Source organism: Kitasatospora sp. NPDC002965 (assembly GCF_040611255.1).
GTDB lineage: Bacteria > Actinomycetota > Actinomycetes > Streptomycetales > Streptomycetaceae > Kitasatospora.
The window spans coordinates 24,747-40,304 of sequence record NZ_JBEXNT010000026.1; the positions used below are offsets into that span (position 1 = coordinate 24,747).

Below are 15,558 nucleotides of genomic sequence, written 5' to 3' on the forward strand. Positions count from 1 at the left end.
CGCGTACGCGCCCGCCGGGGTGCCCGTCAGGGCGGCGACTGCCGCGTGCACGCCGTCCACCACCCCGGGCAGTCGTTCACCCTGCCCGAGTCGATCGGGGCCCCGGTGACGCTGTCGGTGGACGACGTGCTGGCGGCGAAGAAGGAGGACCCGTCAGGGGGTCAGACCGCCGCGGGGACGGTGAGGCGTCCGTCGTGGACCTCGGCGACCTGGTCGACCGCCGTCAGGTGGGTCCGGTCGTGGGTGACCAGGACGGTGGCCGTGGCACGCCGGTGGGTGAGCGCGGTCAGCAGGTCGAGGACGGCGGCCCCGCGTTCGTGGTCCAGGGCGCTGGTCGGTTCGTCCACCAGCAGCACGGTCGGATCGTTCATCAGCGCGCGGGCGATGTTGACGCGCTGGCGCTGACCGCCGGACAGCTGGTGCGGGCGGCGGGCCGCCTGCCCGCGCAGGCCGACCGCGTCCAGCAGGTCCAGCGCCCGGGGGAGCGCGGCACGCGGGGAGCGGCCGTCCAGGTGGGCCATCACCTGGAGCTGTTCGGCCGCGGTGAGCGAGGGCAGCAGGTTGGGCTGCTGGAAGACGATCCCGATCCGGTCCCGGCGCAGCGCGGTGAGCGCGGCGCGGCCCAGGCCGGCGGTCTCGGTGCCGTCCACCACCACCCGGCCGGAGTCCGGGGCGATCAGCGTCGCGGCGACCGCCAGCAGGCTGGACTTGCCGGAGCCGGACGGACCCACCACCGCCGTGACCGTGCCCTTCGGGACGGTCAGCGAGACCTCGTCCAGGGCGGTCAGCCGGCCGTCGCCGTCGGGGTAGGTGAGGGTGATGCGGTCGAGGTGCAGGCTCATCGGACGCTCCCCAGAGCGGTCAGCGGGTCGACGGAGGTGATCCGGCGGACGGACAGGGCCGCGCCGACCGCGCCGAGCGTGATCATCACGGCGGCCGGGACGAGCACGGTCGGCGCGTCCAGGACGAACGGCACGGCCGAGCCGATCAGCGCGCCGGCGCCGGCCGCGATCGCGGTGCCGGCGGCGGTGCCCAGGACGAGCAGCACCACCGCCTGGCCGAGGGCGTCCCGCAGCAGGTAGCGGGTGGAGGCGCCGAGCGCCTTCAGGACGGCGATGTCGCCGCTGCGCTGGATCGTCCACACCGTGAAGAACGCGCCGATCACCAGGGCCGAGATGGCGAACAGGAAGCCGCGCATCAGCTGGAGCGAGCCGTTCTCCGAGGTGTAGGAGCCGATCGCGGCGAGCGAGTCCGCCCGGCTGCGGGTCTCGGTGCCGAGGCGGGCGTCGGCGGCGGCCAGATCGGCACCGGAGGCGGTGGTGAGCGCGACCACGGTGGCGTGACCCGCGCCGCCCGGCGCGGTCTGCTGCCAGTCGGCGAGGCTCGCCCAGACGACCGGGGTGTGGCTGAACGAGGCGTCGCCCGCCACCGCCGCGACCTGGAGCGGCCGACCGGCCAGCGTGAACGCGTCGCCGGGGCGCAGACCGCCGAGGTCCTGTGCGGCGGTCTGCGACAGCACCGCCCGGCCGGGGCCGAGCAGCGCACCCTGCGGGGCCAGCGCCGAGCCGTCCGGCACCCCGAAGACGGAGAGCGCGGCGCTGCGCGGACCGGCCGCCGCCCTGGTGGTCGTGATGCCGAGCGGCTGCGCGGAGGTGACGCCCGGGACCCGCGCCCACTCCTGCCACTGCTCGGGAGTCAGCCGGGAGTCGGTGAAGGAGAGCTTCTGCCCGTCGGCCGGTCTGGCGAAGGCCAGGTGGTCGGCGGGCAGCCCGGTGACCGCCGAGACGTTCTGCCGGCCCAGCCCGGCGGTCAGCCCGGACAACAGGCCGACCAGCACGGTGATCAGTACGATGACGGTTCCCATCAGGGCGAACCGCCCCTTGGCGAACCTCAGATCCCTCCAGGCGACGAACACCTTCGGCCCTTCTTCCCGACGCGTTTTTCCGACACTGACGAGACTGGCCGGGGAGGGCGCCTCCGGGCATCGCACCGGGGTTGGGAACCTCCGCATCGAAGGGGCGAGGCGGAGCTCAATCCTTTGATTGATGCCGGATGCGGCCGAGGACCCTAGGCTGGACGGATGGCGACCGAACGACCACGAACCACCCCCGTCGCCCGCATGCTCCAGGTCTGCCTGCACCTGTCGGTGGCGGGCCTGCTGGCGCTGGCCGTCGCGCGGGCCGCGGTCGGCCGGGGCGGTGACCTCGCGGCCGTCACCTCCGCCGCCACCGCGATGGCCGCCGTCTACGCGGCCGGGCCGCTGATCGGCGCCGTCCGCCGCTCCCGCCGGGCCTCCGTGCTCTGGCTGGCCCTGCTCGGCGTCACCTGGGCGGGTGTCCTCGTGGCCACCCCGGACGGGGTCTGGGTGGCCTTCCCGCTGTACTTCCTGGAACTGCACCTGCTCGGACGCCGGGCCGGACCGGCCGCGGTGCTGCTCACCGCCGTCGCCGCCATCACCGCGTACTCGGCGCACGAGCACACAGTCAGCGTCGCCGCCGCGATCGGGCCGTTGCTGGGGGCCGCCGTCGCCGTCGCCACCGTCCTCGGCTACCAGGCGCTCTACCGGGAGAGCGAGGAACGCCGCCGGCTCATCGACGAGCTCACCGCCGCCCGCGCGGACCTCGCCGCCGCCCACCACGCGGCCGGCGTCCTCGCCGAACGCGAGCGGCTCGCCCGGGAGATCCACGACACCCTCGCGCAGAGCCTCACCAGCATCCAGTTGCTGCTCCGGGCCGCGCAGCGGGCGCTGCCGGAGCGGACCGGGGCCGTCGCCGAGTACGTGGAGCAGGCCCGGCAGGCCGCCCAGGACAACCTCGCCGAGGCGCGCCGCTTCGTCCGCGCGCTCACCCCGCCCGACCTGGAGAGCGGCTCGCTGCCCGACGCGCTGGAGCGGCTCTGCGCCACGACGTCGGTGCGCAGCGGACTGCCCGTGCGGCTGCACGTCTCCGGGGAACGGGTCCGGCTGCCCGTGCCGCACGAGGTGGCGCTGCTGCGGATCGCGCAGTCGGCGCTCGGCAACACGGTGCGGCACGCCGGGGCGACCCATGCGGAGATGACGCTCGGCTTCACGCCGGGAGAGGTCGCGCTGGACGTGGTGGACGACGGGGCGGGGTTCGACCCGGAGGCCCTGGCCGAGGCCGGTCCGGGCGACGGCGACCGAGGGTTCGGGCTGCCGTCCATGCGGGCCCGGGCCCGGTCGCTCGGCGGGACCTTCGCGGTGGAGTCGGCGCCGGGCGAGGGCACGGCGCTCGCCGTACTGTTGCCGGTGCCCGCTGCCACCCCGGAGGAGTCCGCATGACCGACGGCACGATCGGCCTGCTGATCGCCGACGACCACCCGGTGGTCCGGGCCGGCCTGCGGGCCGTCCTGGAGAGCGAACCGGGCTTCGTGATCGTCGCGGAGGCGGCCACCGCCGAGCGGGCCGTCGAACTGGCGGCGGACCCGGGTGTCGACGTGGTGCTGATGGACCTGCAGTTCGGGGCCGGCTCGGCGATGAACGGGGCCCAGGCCACCGCGGCGATCACCGCCCGGGGCGCGGGGGCGCCGCGGGTCCTGGTCGTCACCACGTACGACACCGATGCGGACACCCTGCCGGCGCTGGAGGCCGGGGCCACCGGCTACCTGCTGAAGGACGCGCCGCCGGAGGAGCTGGCCCGGGCGGTCCGGTCCGCGGCGGCCGGGCGGTCGGCGCTGGCGGCCACGGTGGCGGACCGGCTGCTGGAACGGATGCGGACGCCGGCGGCGGCGCTGAGCGTCCGCGAGACGGAGGTGCTGGGGCTGGTCGCGGACGGGCTGACCAACCAGCAGATCAGCCGGGAGCTGCACCTCAGCCAGGCCACGGTGAAGTCGCACCTGGTGCACGTCTACACCAAGTTGGGGGTCGAGTCGCGCACGGCCGCGGTACGGGCGGCGCGGGCCGGGGGACTGATCCGCCGGGGGTCGTAGACCGCCGGGGCGTAGGGTGGTGGCTGTTCGAACCGCTCTGCGACACCTCGGTGGAGGACCTCCGGATGGCCGTCCGACTCGACGCACTCGACCGACTCGCCGTGCCCGTGATCGCCGCGCCGATGGCGGGCGGGGCGTCCACACCGGAGCTGGTCGCCGCGGTGAACGGCGCCGGCGGGCTCGGCTTCCTGGCCGCCGGGTACCGGAGCGCCGCCGCGATGCTCGAACAGATCCACCGGGTACGGGAGACGACGGACCGGCCGTTCGGCGTCAACCTCTTCGTGCCCGCGGAGCCGGGTGACCCGGCGGCCGTCGCGGCCTACCGGGACCGGCTCCGGCCGGAGGCCGAACGGCACGGCGTGACGCTGCCGGAGACGATCGCGCCCGACCGGGACGACTGGGACGCCAAGATCGCCGCGCTGCTCGCCGGGCCCGCCCCCGTCCCGGTGGTCTCCTACACCTTCGGGCTGCCCTCCGCCGAGGAGGCGCGGGCGCTGCGGGCCGCGGGGAGCTTCCAGGTCGGCACGGTGACCACCCCCGAGGAGGCCCGGCGGGCCGAGGCGGTCGGGATGGACGCGCTCTGCGTCCAGGGTCCGGAGGCCGGCGGGCACCGGGCGACCCACCGGGTGGCGGACCGCCCGGGGGACCAACCGTTGCTCGAACTGCTGGCCGGCGTCCGGGCGGTGACCGGACTTCCGCTGATCGCCGCCGGCGGGCTGGCCGACGGCCCGGCCGTCGCGGGCGCGCTGCGGGCCGGCGCGGTGGCCGTCCAGCTCGGGACGGCGCTGCTGTGCGCGGACGAGTCCGGGGCGTCGGCGGCGCACCGGTCGGCGCTGGCGGAGTTCGAGGAAACGGTGGTGACCCGGTCGTTCACCGGGCGCCCGGCACGCGGCCTGCGCAACGCGTTCATCGACCGGTACGAGCCGTACGCGCCGGCCGCCTACCCGGAGGTGCACCACCTGACGCAGCCGCTGCGCGCGGCGGCGACCCGCCGGGGGGACACCGCGGCGATGCACCTGTGGGCCGGGACGGGCCACCGGGCGGCGCGCGGCGGGCTGGCGGCGGAGCTCGTCAAGGAGCTGTGGGAGCGGGCTCGGGCCGCGGGTCGGTGAGCACCGCGCGGTAGTGGCCGATCTTGGCCCGGATGCGGCCCTGCTGCCGTCGCAGATGGGCGATCTGCTCCTCGACCCGGGCGTCGTGTTCCTCCAGCACGGCGAGCCGCTCGGCGACCGTGAGGTCCCCGCTGCGTGCGAGTTCGGTGAAGCGGAGCATGCCGGCGATGGGCATGCCGGTGTCCCTCAGGCACCGCAGCATGCCGAGCCAGGCGAGGTCGTGCTCGCTGAACAGCCGCCGCCCGGTGCGGTCGCGCTGTACCGCGTCCAGCAGCCCGATCTTCTCGTAGTACCGCAGCGTGTCGAGGCTGAACCCCGACCGCGCCACCGCCTCCGCGGGCGACAGCATCTCCGTACCGGCTCCACTCATGCGGCCGATCATCCCACCGGACATGAGCGCGCCACCGGGGCGTGCGGCAGCGGAGGTCGAGGTCACGGTGCGGCAGGGGGATCGGACGATCAAGGTCGCCTGAGGCCCCCTGCCGCGGGGCGGGCCGGTCGGCCCGCCCGGGATCAGGCGAGGAGGTCGGCCATCCAGGACTCGATGCCGGCGACGGAGCGGGGCAGGGCGCCGGACATCAGGCGGGCGCCGTCGGCGGTGATGACGAGGTCGTCCTCGATCCGGATGCCGAGACCGCGCAGCTCCAGGGGGAGGGTCTCGTCGTCGGGCTGGAGGTAGAGGCCGGGCTCGACGGTGAGGACGTGGCCCTCCTCCAGGACGCCGTCGAGGTAGGTCTCGGCCCGGGCCTTCGCGCAGTCGTGGACGTCGAGGCCGAGCATGTGGCCGGTGCCGCAGAGGGTGTAGCGGCGGTAGAGGCCGCTGTCCTCGGCGAGGGCCTCCTCGGCGGAGACGCGCAGCACGCCCCAGTCGGCGAGGCCTTCGGCGATGACCCGCATGGCGGCGTGGTGGAAGTCGCGGAACCGGGCGCCGGGGCGCAGCGCGGCGATGCCGGCGCTCTGGGCGGCGAGGACGAGCTCGTAGGCCTGGCGCTGGACCGGGCTGAAGGTGCCGTTGAGCGGGAGGGTGCGGGTGATGTCGGCGGTGTAGAGGGTGTCGGTCTCCACGCCGGCGTCGAGGAGCAGCAGCGCGTTCGGGTCGATGGCGCCGTCGTTGCGGATCCAGTGCAGGACGCAGGCGTGCGCCCCGGTGGCGGCGATGGTGTCGTAGCCGATGCCGTTGCCCTCGGCGCGGGCGCGCAGGTTGAAGACGCCCTCGATCCAGCGCTCGCCGCGGTGGTGGCGCAGTGCGTCGGGCAGTGCGCGGACGACGTCCTGGAAGCCGAGCACGGTGTGGTCGACGGAGAGCTGGAGCTGCTCGACCTCCCAGGCGTCCTTGACCAGGCGCAGCTCGGAGAGGACGGCGGCCAGGGTGGCGTCGTTCTCGGCCCGGGCGGCGGCGCCGGGGCGGCCGGCGGCGGTGTCGAGTTCGCTGTCGATGCCGGCGAGCACGCGGGTGGCGGGCTGGGGGCCGGCGAGGAGCTTGTCGAGGTCGTCGAGGTGTTCGGCGCGGATGCCGGTGAGCCGGGCGGCCTCGTCGAGGTCGGGGCGGCGGCCGACCCAGAACTCGCCGTAGCGGCGGTCGCGGTAGAACTCGGCGCCGCGGACCGGGTCGCCGCCGCGGGGGGAGCGGGGGCGCAGGTAGAGGACGGGCTCGTGGCCGTCGGGACCGGTCGGTTCGAGGACGAGGACGTGGCCGACCTGGTCCTCGCCGGCGAGGCCGGTGAGCCAGGCGTAGGCGCTGTGCGGGCGGAACCGGTAGTCGACGTCGTTGCTGCGGACCTTGAGCCGGCCGGCCGGAACGATCAGCCGCTCGCCGGGGAAGGCGGCGGAGAGCCGGGCGTGGCGGCCCGGCAGCGCGGCGTGGGCGGGGACCCGGTTCGCGGCGGGGAGCGGGGTGGGGGCCCAGGAGGTGCCCATGAAGGCGTCGAGGGCGGGGGAGACGGGGAGGTCGTGGCTGCCGGTGTTGAGGCCGGTCTGACGGAGGGTCACCGGGGGTACTCCTAAGCGGGCTTCCTGGAACGGGATTTCCCTGATCAAGGCCCTTGCGGGTCGGGCTTCGGGCGATCGGGGCGCGGGGGCGGCACGGACACAGCTCGGTAACGGGTCGCGTCACCTCTTGTGCAGTGCAATTTCACATTACTATGTTACGGGTCACACCGAGGAGCGGCTAGACCCCTTGAGGTCGCCCTCCCGGCAGGACCCCGGATCACCCCGGGGCGGACGACGGGCCGGTCACGGTTGGCCCCCCACAGCGGAGTTGCACATGACCAGGCGTACCCAGGCTGCCCTCGCGGCGGCCATCGCGGCGACAATGACCCTCGGCCTCGGGGCCTGTGCCAAGGACAAGAGCGACACCGGCGGTGACGCCGCGCCGAGCTCCACCAAGGGTCCGGGCGCCGAGTCCGGCACGATCATCGGCGGCTCGCCGGTCAAGGGCGGCACCCTCACGGTGCTGACCAACCAGGACTTCGCCCACCTCGACCCGGCCCGCAACTGGGTGCTGCCGCACATGGACTTCGGCACCCGCCTGATCTACCGCACCCTGGTCACCTTCAAGGCCGAGCCGGGTGCCGCCGGCAACGAGATCGTCCCGGACCTCGCCACGGACACCGGCCGCCCCTCCGACGGCGGCAAGACCTGGACCTTCACCCTGAAGGACGGTCTCAAGTACGAGGACGGCACCCCGATCAAGTCCGCCGACATCAAGTACAACGTCGAGCGCTCGTTCTCCCCCGACCTCACCGGCGGCCCCGACTACGCCGTCCAGTACCTCGCCGGCGGCGAGAACTACAAGGGCCCGCTGACCGGCGAGCACCTGCCGAGCATCGAGACGCCGGACGACAAGACCATCGTCTTCCACCTCAAGCGTTCGGTCGCCGAGTTCGCCTACACCGCGACCCTGCCGACCTTCTCCCCGGTGCCGCAGGCCCAGGAGAAGGGCACCCAGTACGACATCCGCCCGTTCTCCTCCGGCCCGTACAAGATCGAGAGCTACGACCGCGGCAAGCAGCTGGTGCTGGTCCGCAACACCAACTGGGACGCCGCCAGCGACACGGTCCGCAAGGCCTATCCGGACAAGATCGTGGTGACCCAGGGCCTCAAGGGCGGCCAGGCCGACGACCGGATCATCGCCAGCGACGGCGCCGACGCCTCCGCCATCGAGATGCCGTGGATGCGCCCCGAGTCCGTGCCGAAGGTGCTGCCCAAGCCGGACGTCAAGGCCCGCATGGTCGCCGAGCGCACGGGTTGTACCGACAGCCTCTACCTGAACACCTCCAAGGCGCCCTTCGACGACCCGAAGGTCCGCGAGGCGATGATGTACGCCGTCGACCGGGAGAGCCAGGTCACCGCGTTCGGCGGCCCCGCGATGGCCGACGTCGCCACCTCCTTCCTGCCGCCGTCGCTGAACGGCGGCACCAAGGCCGACCCGCTGAAGATCCCGGCCACCGGAGACCCGGAGAAGGCCAAGGAGCTGCTGAAGGCGGCCGGCAAGACCGACCTCAAGCTCTCGCTCACCGTCTCGCTCGGTGACAAGACCCGCGGCGAGGCCCTCCAGCAGTCGCTGACCAAGTCCGGCATCCAGGTCACCGTCAACACCGTCGACCCGTCGGCCTTCGCCGACACGGTCGGCGACATCAAGAACGCCCCCGACCTGCTGATCCAGGGCTGGTGCCCGGACTACCCGTCCGCCGCGACCTTCTTCCCGTTCCTCTTCGACGGCCGGACCATCAAGGAGAAGGGCAACCAGGGCAACTACAGCCAGTTCCGTGACCAGGCCACGATGGACCGGATGGACCAGATCGCGGCCATGACGGACGTCAACGAGGCCAACAAGGCCTGGTCGCAGCTGGACGAGGACCTGATGAAGAAGGCCCCGGCCATCCCGCTGATGTGGCAGCGCCGCCCCCTGCTGGTCGGCACCAACGTGGCCGGCGCGTTCGGCAACTCCGGCTACGCAGGCATGATCGACATGGCCGTGATCGGCCTCAAGGACCCCGCGAAGAGCCAGGGCTGAGGGACCGTTCGCGATGAGTAGTACTTCCACTGAGCCCGCTGCCGCGCCCGTCGCGGCGGCGGGCCCCGCGAAGGCCGGGCGCGGGCCCTGGCGGCTGGTCTGGGACCAGCTCTGGGCCCGCGGCGCGGCCCGGTTCGGCCTGATCACGGTCGGGGTCCTGCTGCTGCTGGCAGCCCTGGCCAGTCCGCTGAGTGCCCTCGGCGGCTGGTCCCCCGAGGAGTTCGACAAGCGGGCCATCGACCCGTACATGGGCGGCGTGCCCATCGGCGACTTCGGCGGCATCGGCGCCCGGCACTGGTTCGGCGTCGAACCGGTCACCGGCCGCGACCTGTTCGCGCGCGTCCTGCACGGCGGCCAGGTCTCGCTGCTGATCGCCTTCACCGCCACCGCCCTGGTCGTGGTCGCCGGCACCCTCGCCGGCATCGCGGCCGGCTACTTCGGCGGCCGCGTCGACACGGTGCTGTCGCGGTTGATGGACCTCACGATGTCGTTCCCGTCGCTGATCTTCATGATCGCGATGATGTCGGTGGCCAAGGACGTCAACCGGATCCTGCTGATGACCGTGGTGATCGGCATGTTCGGCTGGCCCGGCATCGCCCGGGTGGTCCGCGGCCAGACCCTCTCGCTCAAGCACCGCGAGTACGTCGAGGCCGCCAAGGTCGGCGGCGCCCGCTCCTGGCGCATCCTGACCCGGGAGATCCTGCCGAACGTCTCCGGCCCGATCATCGCGTACACCACGCTGCTGATCCCCGGCATGATCGCCACCGAGGCCGCGCTCTCCTACCTCGGCGTCGGCGTCCGCCCGCCCACGGCCTCCTGGGGCCAGATGATCGCCGAGTCCATCGTCCACTACGAGATCGACCCGACGTACTTCCTGATCCCGACGGCCTTCCTCTTCACCGCCGTGCTCGCCTTCACCCTGCTCGGCGACGCGCTGCGGGACATCCTCGACCCCCGGGGAGGCCGGTCGTGATCCTCTACTTCGGCCGCCGGTTGATCGGCGTGGCCGGCATCCTGCTGACCATCTGCGCCATCACCTTCACCATCTTCTACCTGCTGCCCAACGACCCGGCCGCGGCCGCCTGCGGCAAGACCTGCAGCCCCGAGCGGCTCGCCGAGGTCAAGGCCGCGATGGGCCTCGACGCCCCGATCTGGGAACAGTTCGGCTCCTACCTCTCCGGCATCGTGGCCGGCCGCGACTACGGCAGCGGCCCGAGCGCCGTCCACTGCGGATTCCCGTGCCTCGGCTACTCCTACGAGTACTCGCTGCCGGTCTGGGACCTGCTCGTCGACCGCCTGCCGGTCTCCGTCTCGCTCGCCCTCGGCGCGTCCGTGCTCTGGCTGGCCCTCGGCCTCGGCGCCGGTGTCACCTCGGCGCTGCGCAAGGGCAGCCTCGCCGACCGCGCCCTGATGGTGCTCTCGGTCGGAACCGCCTCGCTGCCGGTCTACTTCACGTCGATCATGCTGATCTGGGGCGTCGTCCGGACCGCCGGCCTGCTGCCCTACCCGGCGTACCACCAGTTCACCGACGGCCCGCTCGACTGGGCCTCCAACCTGCTGCTGCCGTGGATCGCCCTGGCCCTGCTCAACGCGGCCATGTACGCCCGGCAGAGCCGCAACTCGATGATCGAGACCATGGCCGAGCCGTACATCCGCACGGCCCGCGCCAAGGGCCTGCCGGCCCGGACCGTCACCGTCAAGCACGGGCTGCGCTCCGGCATGACGCCGATCCTCACCATCTTCGGCATGGACCTCGGCGGCCTGCTGGCCGGAGCCGTCATCACCGAGTCCATCTTCGGCCTGCCCGGCGTCGGACGGCTCTTCTACGACGGCCTGCTCCGCTCCGACCAGCCCATCATCCTCGGCGTCACCCTGCTCGCGGCCTTCTTCATCGTGGTCGCGAACCTGCTGGTCGACGTGCTCTACGCGTACGTCGACCCGAGAGTGAGGTACTGATGACCGGTCTTCTGGAGGTTGACGACCTCAGGGTCGCGTTCAACACCCCGCGCGGCATCGTCCGGGCCGTCGACGGCATCAGCTTCGCCGTCGAGGCGGGGAGGACCCTCGGCCTGGTCGGCGAGTCCGGCAGCGGCAAGTCCGTCACCTCGCTCGCCGTCATGGGCCTGCACCGCGGCGCCAGCGTCACCGGCTCGATCCGGCTGAACGGCCAGGAGCTCAACGGCCTCGGCGAGAAGGAATTCGGCACCGTCCGGGGCCGGCGGATCGCCATGATCTTCCAGGACCCGCTCTCCAGCCTGCACCCCTTCTACACGGTCGGCGAGCAGATCGCCGAGCACTACCGGGTGCACTTCAAGGCCTCCCGCAAGGCCGGCCGGCAGCGCGCGATCGAGATGCTCACCGAGGTCGGCATCCCCGAACCGGCCCGCCGGGTCGACGAGTACCCGCACCAGTTCTCCGGTGGCATGCGCCAGCGCGTGATGATCGCCATGGCGCTCGCCTGCGAACCGGAGCTGCTGATCGCCGACGAGCCCACCACGGCCCTCGACGTCACCGTCCAGGCCCAGATCCTCGACCTGATCGCCCGGATCCAGCAGGAACGCGGCCTCGGTGTCGTGATGATCACCCACGACCTCGGCGTGGTCGCCCGGGTCGCCCACGAGGTCATGGTCATGTACGGCGGCCGGGCCGCCGAACAGGCCCCCGTGGACCGGCTGTTCGGCACCCCCGCGCACCCGTACACCCGAGGGCTGCTCGACTCGCTGCCCCGCCTCGACGACACCGACGACGCACCGCTGCGGGCGATCCCCGGCAGCCCGCCGTCGCTGATCGCCCCCGCCCCCGGCTGCTCCTTCGCCCCGCGCTGCGCCCGCACCGCCGCCGCCACCGCCGAGGAACACGCCCGCTGCCTGTCCGAGCGCCCGGAGTTCGGGCCGCTCGCCACCGGCCACCAGGCCGCCTGCCATCTGCCGCTGGTGCCGGAAGGAGTCCTCGGATGACCGAGCCCCTGCTGTCCGTCCGGGATCTCGTCAAGACCTTCCCGGGCCGGCGTACCCGTACCGGCCGGCCCGGTGCGCCGATCCGCGCCGTGGACGGGGTCAGCTTCGACGTCGGCGCGGGCGAGACCCTCGGCCTGGTCGGTGAGTCCGGGTGCGGCAAGTCCACCACCGGGCGCATGATCGTCCGGCTGGCCGATCCGACCTCCGGCACCGTGACCTTCGACGGCACCGAGATCGGCGCCCTGAGCCAGGCCCAGCTCCGCCCGCACCGGCGGGAACTGCAGATGGTGTTCCAGGACCCGTACTCCTCGCTCAACCCCCGGCAGACGGTGGCCCGGATCATCTCCGAGCCGCTGCTGGTGCAGGGCACCGGCGCGGCCGACGCGCGCAAGCGCGCCGGCGAGCTGATGGAACTGGTCGGGCTCATCCCCGAGCACCTGGACCGCTACCCGCACGAGTTCTCCGGCGGCCAGGCCCAGCGGATCGGCATCGCCCGCTCGCTGGCCACCTCGCCCCGCCTGGTGGTCGCCGACGAGCCGGTCTCCGCGCTGGACGTCTCCATCCAGGCCCAGGTGGTCAACCTGATGGAGCGGCTCCAGAAGGAGCTGGGGCTCGCGTACATCTTCATCGCGCACGACCTCTCGGTGGTCAAGCGCGTCTGCGACCGGGTCGCGGTGATGTACCTCGGCCGGATCGTCGAGATCGGCGACAAGCAGCAGGTCTACGGCAACCCGGCGCACCCGTACACCAAGGCGCTGCTCTCCGCCGTCCCGCTGCCGGATCCGGCAGCGGAGCGGACGCGCGAGCGGATCGTGCTGCTCGGCGACCCGCCGAGCCCGGCCGACCCGCCGCCCGGGTGCAGCTTCCACCCGCGCTGCCCGAAGGCCCAGGAGATCTGCCGGACCGAACGTCCGCTGCTGCAGATCGCCGGAACCGGCGGACGCGAGGCGGCCTGCCACTTCCCGGAGAACTGAGCCGGCCTCCGGGGCCGGGCCGGAGGCGCCGCCGTGCGCCGTCCGGCCGATCGAAGCCGCCGTACCGTCCGACCCCCACGGAGGACGGTACGGCACCACTTGCGCGAGGGTTCCGCCCTCGCGCGTCATGCCCCCGGTCGGGCGCGGCGGGGAACCTCACGAGGGCCGCGCCCGGCCGGGTCCACGCCGGTCACCGCTCGTCGGGACCGGTACCGGCGCCCTCGGGCCCGACGGGATCGGCGGATCCGTCGGGCCCGTCGGCGTCGTCCGGCAGGCTCGCGCCGCAGGGATCGCCCGAGGCTGCGGGGCCGAACGCGGGACCGTCGGGCCCGTCGGGGCCCGCGAGGTCGCCGATGCCGTCGGGATCACCGGGGTCGTCCGGATCATCGGGATCGTCCGGATCATCCGGGTCGAACTCGTCGTCGAGCAGGCGTCGCGGGCCCGGTCCGTCGGTGCCGAGCGAGTCCTGCGGGTTGAGCACCCGGCAGCGGCGCAGCGAGAGGCAGCCGCAGCCGATGCAGCCCGTCAGCTCCTGCTCCAGCCGCTCGATCTCCCGCCGCCGCGCCGTGAGCAGGGCCGCCCAGCGCCGGGAGATCCGCTCCCAGTCGCGCTTGTCGGGCATCCGGTCGGCCGGCAGGCCCTCGAAGACCTCGGCCACCTCGGCCAGCGGGATGCCGAGCCGCTTGGCGACCAGGATCAGCGAGAGCCGGCGCAGCACGTGCCGGTGGTAGCGGCGCTGGTTGCCGGCGGACCGTTCGGAGGCGATCAGCCCCTGGTCCTCGTAGAACCGCACGGCCGAGGGTGCCACGCCGGCCCGACGGGCCACCTCGCCCACGCTCAGCAGGTCGCCCGGCCGCCGGGTCGTGCCGGCCGCGGGGGCTGTGGGGGCTGCGGGGCTCGCGGAAGCTGCCGGGGTCGCGGGGGCTGCGGAAGCCGCGCGGGTCGTGGGGATCACGGGGAGCTTTCGGCGGTGCTGCGCATATCGCGTCCTTGACTTCAAGTTCTCTTGAACTACTAGCGTACCGAAGCGTGACCGACTCCTCGCATGCACCGACCGCCTCCGCCCCCTCCGACCAGGGCGATTACTCGCCGGAGGCAGGGCCGCCGGATTCCTCCGGCGGGTGGGGTGAACTGTTCTCCCGGCGATTCGCCGCCTCGGCGTCGATCCTCGCAGGCGGCGTCGCCCTGTACGCGATGAACCTCTACTTCACGGCCGCCCTGCTGCCCTCGATCGTCGAGGACATCGGGGGCGCCAAGTACTACGCCTGGGTCGCCACCGGCTTCCTGATGGCCGCCGTGATCGCCGCGATGCTGGTCAGCCGACTGCTGGCGCGGCTGGGCGCCTCCCGCGCCTACCTGACCGGGTTCCTGGTCTTCGGGGCCGGTGCGGCGCTGACCGCGGCGAGCCCCTCGATGGAGACGCTGATCGTCGGGCGGGTGGTCCAGGGCTTCGGCGGCGGGCTGGTGGCCGGTCTCGGCTACGCGGTGATCCGCACCGCGCTGCCCGAGCGGCTCTGGACCCGTGCGGCCGGCCTGGTCTCGGCCATGTGGGGTGTGGGCACGCTGGTGGGGCCCTCGCTCGGGGGGCTCTTCGCGGAGCTGGGGATCTGGCGCGGGGCGTACCTGCTGCTGCTGGTCGCCGCGCTGGTCCTGGCGGTCCTGGCCCGCCGCTCGCTGCCGGGGCCGTCCGGTACGGGGCAGCACACCGAGCCGCTGCCGCTGCCCTCGCTGGTGCTGCTGACCCTGTCGGCGGCCACGTTCAGCATCAGTTCGACGGTGCCGCGCGGCTGGGCGACGGCGCTCTGCATCGGCGCCGGCCTGGTGCTGCTGGCCGGCTTCGTGCTGGTCGAGCGCGGCGGTTCGGCGACCGTCCTGCCCAAGCTGACCTACCGGCGGGGCAACCACCTGAAGTGGATCTACCTGACCGTCGCGGTGTACTGCGCCGGCGTGATGACCGAGACCTTCATCCCGCTGTTCGGGCAGGAGTTGGGCGGGCTGAGCCCGCTGGCGGCCGGGTTCCTCGGGGCGACGGTGTCGGCCGGCTGGACGTCCGCCCAGCTGTTCAGCGTGAACATGGATTCGGCCCGGGCCCGCGAGCTGGCGATCCGGATCGGCCCGGCGGTGCTCACGGCCGGGCTGCTGGCGTACGGGCTGCTCCAGACCGATTCGGCGTCGACCGGCCGGATCCTGCTCTGGGCCGCCGTGCTGATCGTCGGCGGTACGGGCATCGGCATCGCCTTCCCGCACCTGAGCGTCTCGGCGATGCGCAGCACCGACGACGAGGTGGAGGGCTCCAAGGCCGCCGCGGGCCTCAACACCACCCAGCTGATCGCCTACTCGGTGAGCTCGGCCCTGGCCGGCACGCTGGTGAGCGTCGGCGGTGACTCGCGGCTGGACGCGGCCCGGTACATGATCTTCGGTCTCGGCGGGCTCACCGTGTTCGGTGTGCTCACCGCCGCAATGAGCCTTCGGAAGGCGCGGTAGGTCACGCGCGGAGCCGCCCCGGTCCTCCGTGTGGGGGAGGGCCGGGGCGGCCTACCTGCTACCTGTCCTTC

At 73.4% G+C, this 15,558-nt stretch carries 14 protein-coding genes; 9 read left to right on the forward strand and 5 right to left on the reverse strand.

Going from position 1 to position 15,558, the window contains the following annotated elements:
- Positions 1-161: 161 nt before the first annotated feature.
- The gene (locus ABZY91_RS13745; protein WP_329949761.1) at positions 162-842 is read right to left on the reverse strand and encodes an ABC transporter ATP-binding protein; all 681 of its coding nucleotides are present in this window, start codon (positions 840-842) and stop codon (positions 162-164) included.
- Positions 839-1,915: an ABC transporter permease gene (locus tag ABZY91_RS13750; RefSeq protein ID WP_355402203.1), complete on the reverse strand. Its 1,077-nt coding sequence runs from the start codon at positions 1,913-1,915 to the stop codon at positions 839-841. Before ABZY91_RS13750 ends, ABZY91_RS13745 begins: the two co-directional genes overlap by 4 nt.
- A 165-nt stretch (positions 1,916-2,080) precedes the next feature.
- On the opposite strand from ABZY91_RS13750, the gene ABZY91_RS13755 reads away from it, so the two are divergent.
- The 3 genes from ABZY91_RS13755 (at position 2,081) to ABZY91_RS13765 (ending at position 5,057) form a co-directional block, all read left to right on the forward strand.
- Positions 2,081-3,298, forward strand: coding sequence for a sensor histidine kinase (locus tag ABZY91_RS13755; protein ID WP_329874999.1), 1,218 nt, complete (start codon positions 2,081-2,083; stop codon positions 3,296-3,298).
- A complete protein-coding gene (locus ABZY91_RS13760; RefSeq protein WP_355402205.1) occupies positions 3,295-3,945 on the forward strand; it encodes a response regulator transcription factor in 651 nt (216 codons plus the stop codon). Before ABZY91_RS13755 ends, ABZY91_RS13760 begins: the two co-directional genes overlap by 4 nt.
- A gap of 65 nt (positions 3,946-4,010) precedes the next feature.
- Complete coding sequence (locus ABZY91_RS13765; RefSeq protein WP_355402207.1) at positions 4,011-5,057, forward strand: nitronate monooxygenase; 1,047 nt, start codon at positions 4,011-4,013, stop codon at positions 5,055-5,057.
- Here ABZY91_RS13765 and ABZY91_RS13770 read toward each other — a convergent pair.
- Together ABZY91_RS13770 and ABZY91_RS13775 are read right to left on the reverse strand one after the other, a co-directional pair.
- Positions 5,017-5,427 (reverse strand): MerR family transcriptional regulator, encoded by a 411-nt coding sequence (locus ABZY91_RS13770; RefSeq protein ID WP_329949765.1) that lies wholly within the window; start codon positions 5,425-5,427, stop codon positions 5,017-5,019. The genes ABZY91_RS13765 and ABZY91_RS13770 overlap by 41 nt on opposite strands.
- Positions 5,428-5,570: 143 nt before the next feature.
- Complete coding sequence (locus ABZY91_RS13775) at positions 5,571-7,046, reverse strand: aminopeptidase P family protein (RefSeq protein ID WP_329949766.1); 1,476 nt, start codon at positions 7,044-7,046, stop codon at positions 5,571-5,573.
- A gap of 274 nt (positions 7,047-7,320) precedes the next feature.
- Here ABZY91_RS13775 and ABZY91_RS13780 point away from each other — a divergent pair, with 274 nt between their 5' ends.
- Genes ABZY91_RS13780 through ABZY91_RS13800 form a run of 5 tightly spaced genes read left to right on the forward strand, consistent with a single transcriptional unit; the run spans position 7,321 to position 13,003 of the window.
- Entirely contained in the window at positions 7,321-9,072 is a 1,752-nt protein-coding gene (locus ABZY91_RS13780) for an ABC transporter substrate-binding protein (RefSeq protein WP_355402210.1), read from the forward strand.
- A gap of 13 nt (positions 9,073-9,085) precedes the next feature.
- Complete coding sequence (locus ABZY91_RS13785) at positions 9,086-10,045, forward strand: ABC transporter permease (protein WP_329875011.1); 960 nt, start codon at positions 9,086-9,088, stop codon at positions 10,043-10,045.
- Complete coding sequence (locus ABZY91_RS13790) at positions 10,042-11,028, forward strand: ABC transporter permease (RefSeq protein ID WP_329875013.1); 987 nt, start codon at positions 10,042-10,044, stop codon at positions 11,026-11,028. Before ABZY91_RS13785 ends, ABZY91_RS13790 begins: the two co-directional genes overlap by 4 nt.
- On the forward strand, positions 11,028-12,029 hold the full coding sequence (locus ABZY91_RS13795; RefSeq protein ID WP_329949769.1) for an ABC transporter ATP-binding protein: 1,002 nt from the start codon (positions 11,028-11,030) through the stop codon (positions 12,027-12,029). The genes ABZY91_RS13790 and ABZY91_RS13795 overlap by 1 nt, the downstream gene beginning before the upstream one ends.
- Positions 12,026-13,003, forward strand: a complete 978-nt coding sequence (locus tag ABZY91_RS13800) for an oligopeptide/dipeptide ABC transporter ATP-binding protein (protein ID WP_355402213.1) — start codon at positions 12,026-12,028, stop codon at positions 13,001-13,003. Before ABZY91_RS13795 ends, ABZY91_RS13800 begins: the two co-directional genes overlap by 4 nt.
- A 190-nt stretch (positions 13,004-13,193) precedes the next feature.
- On the opposite strand, the gene soxR is transcribed toward ABZY91_RS13800, so the two are convergent.
- Positions 13,194-14,054 carry a redox-sensitive transcriptional activator SoxR gene (soxR, locus tag ABZY91_RS13805; RefSeq protein ID WP_355402215.1) on the reverse strand — a complete coding sequence of 287 codons (861 nt, stop codon included), beginning with the start codon at positions 14,052-14,054 and terminating at the stop codon, positions 13,194-13,196.
- Between soxR and ABZY91_RS13810 the strand changes: the two genes are divergently transcribed.
- A complete protein-coding gene (locus ABZY91_RS13810; RefSeq protein WP_355402217.1) occupies positions 14,033-15,487 on the forward strand; it encodes an MFS transporter in 1,455 nt (484 codons plus the stop codon). The two genes, soxR and ABZY91_RS13810, sit on opposite strands and share 22 nt — an antisense overlap.
- Positions 15,488-15,558 lie beyond the last annotated feature (71 nt).

Excerpts from the sequence above, each read along its gene's own strand:
- ABZY91_RS13745 (WP_329949761.1), bottom strand. The coding sequence starts at position 842 with ATGAGCCTGCACCTCGACCGCATCACCCTCACCTACCCCGACGGCGAC.
- ABZY91_RS13755 (WP_329874999.1), top strand. The coding sequence starts at position 2,081 with ATGGCGACCGAACGACCACGAACCACCCCCGTCGCCCGCATGCTCCAG.
- ABZY91_RS13760 (WP_355402205.1), top strand. The coding sequence starts at position 3,295 with ATGACCGACGGCACGATCGGCCTGCTGATCGCCGACGACCACCCGGTG.
- ABZY91_RS13765 (WP_355402207.1), top strand. The coding sequence starts at position 4,011 with ATGGCCGTCCGACTCGACGCACTCGACCGACTCGCCGTGCCCGTGATC.
- ABZY91_RS13770 (WP_329949765.1), bottom strand. The coding sequence starts at position 5,427 with ATGAGTGGAGCCGGTACGGAGATGCTGTCGCCCGCGGAGGCGGTGGCG.
- ABZY91_RS13780 (WP_355402210.1), top strand. The coding sequence starts at position 7,321 with ATGACCAGGCGTACCCAGGCTGCCCTCGCGGCGGCCATCGCGGCGACA.
- ABZY91_RS13785 (WP_329875011.1), top strand. The coding sequence starts at position 9,086 with ATGAGTAGTACTTCCACTGAGCCCGCTGCCGCGCCCGTCGCGGCGGCG.
- ABZY91_RS13795 (WP_329949769.1), top strand. The coding sequence starts at position 11,028 with ATGACCGGTCTTCTGGAGGTTGACGACCTCAGGGTCGCGTTCAACACC.
- ABZY91_RS13800 (WP_355402213.1), top strand. The coding sequence starts at position 12,026 with ATGACCGAGCCCCTGCTGTCCGTCCGGGATCTCGTCAAGACCTTCCCG.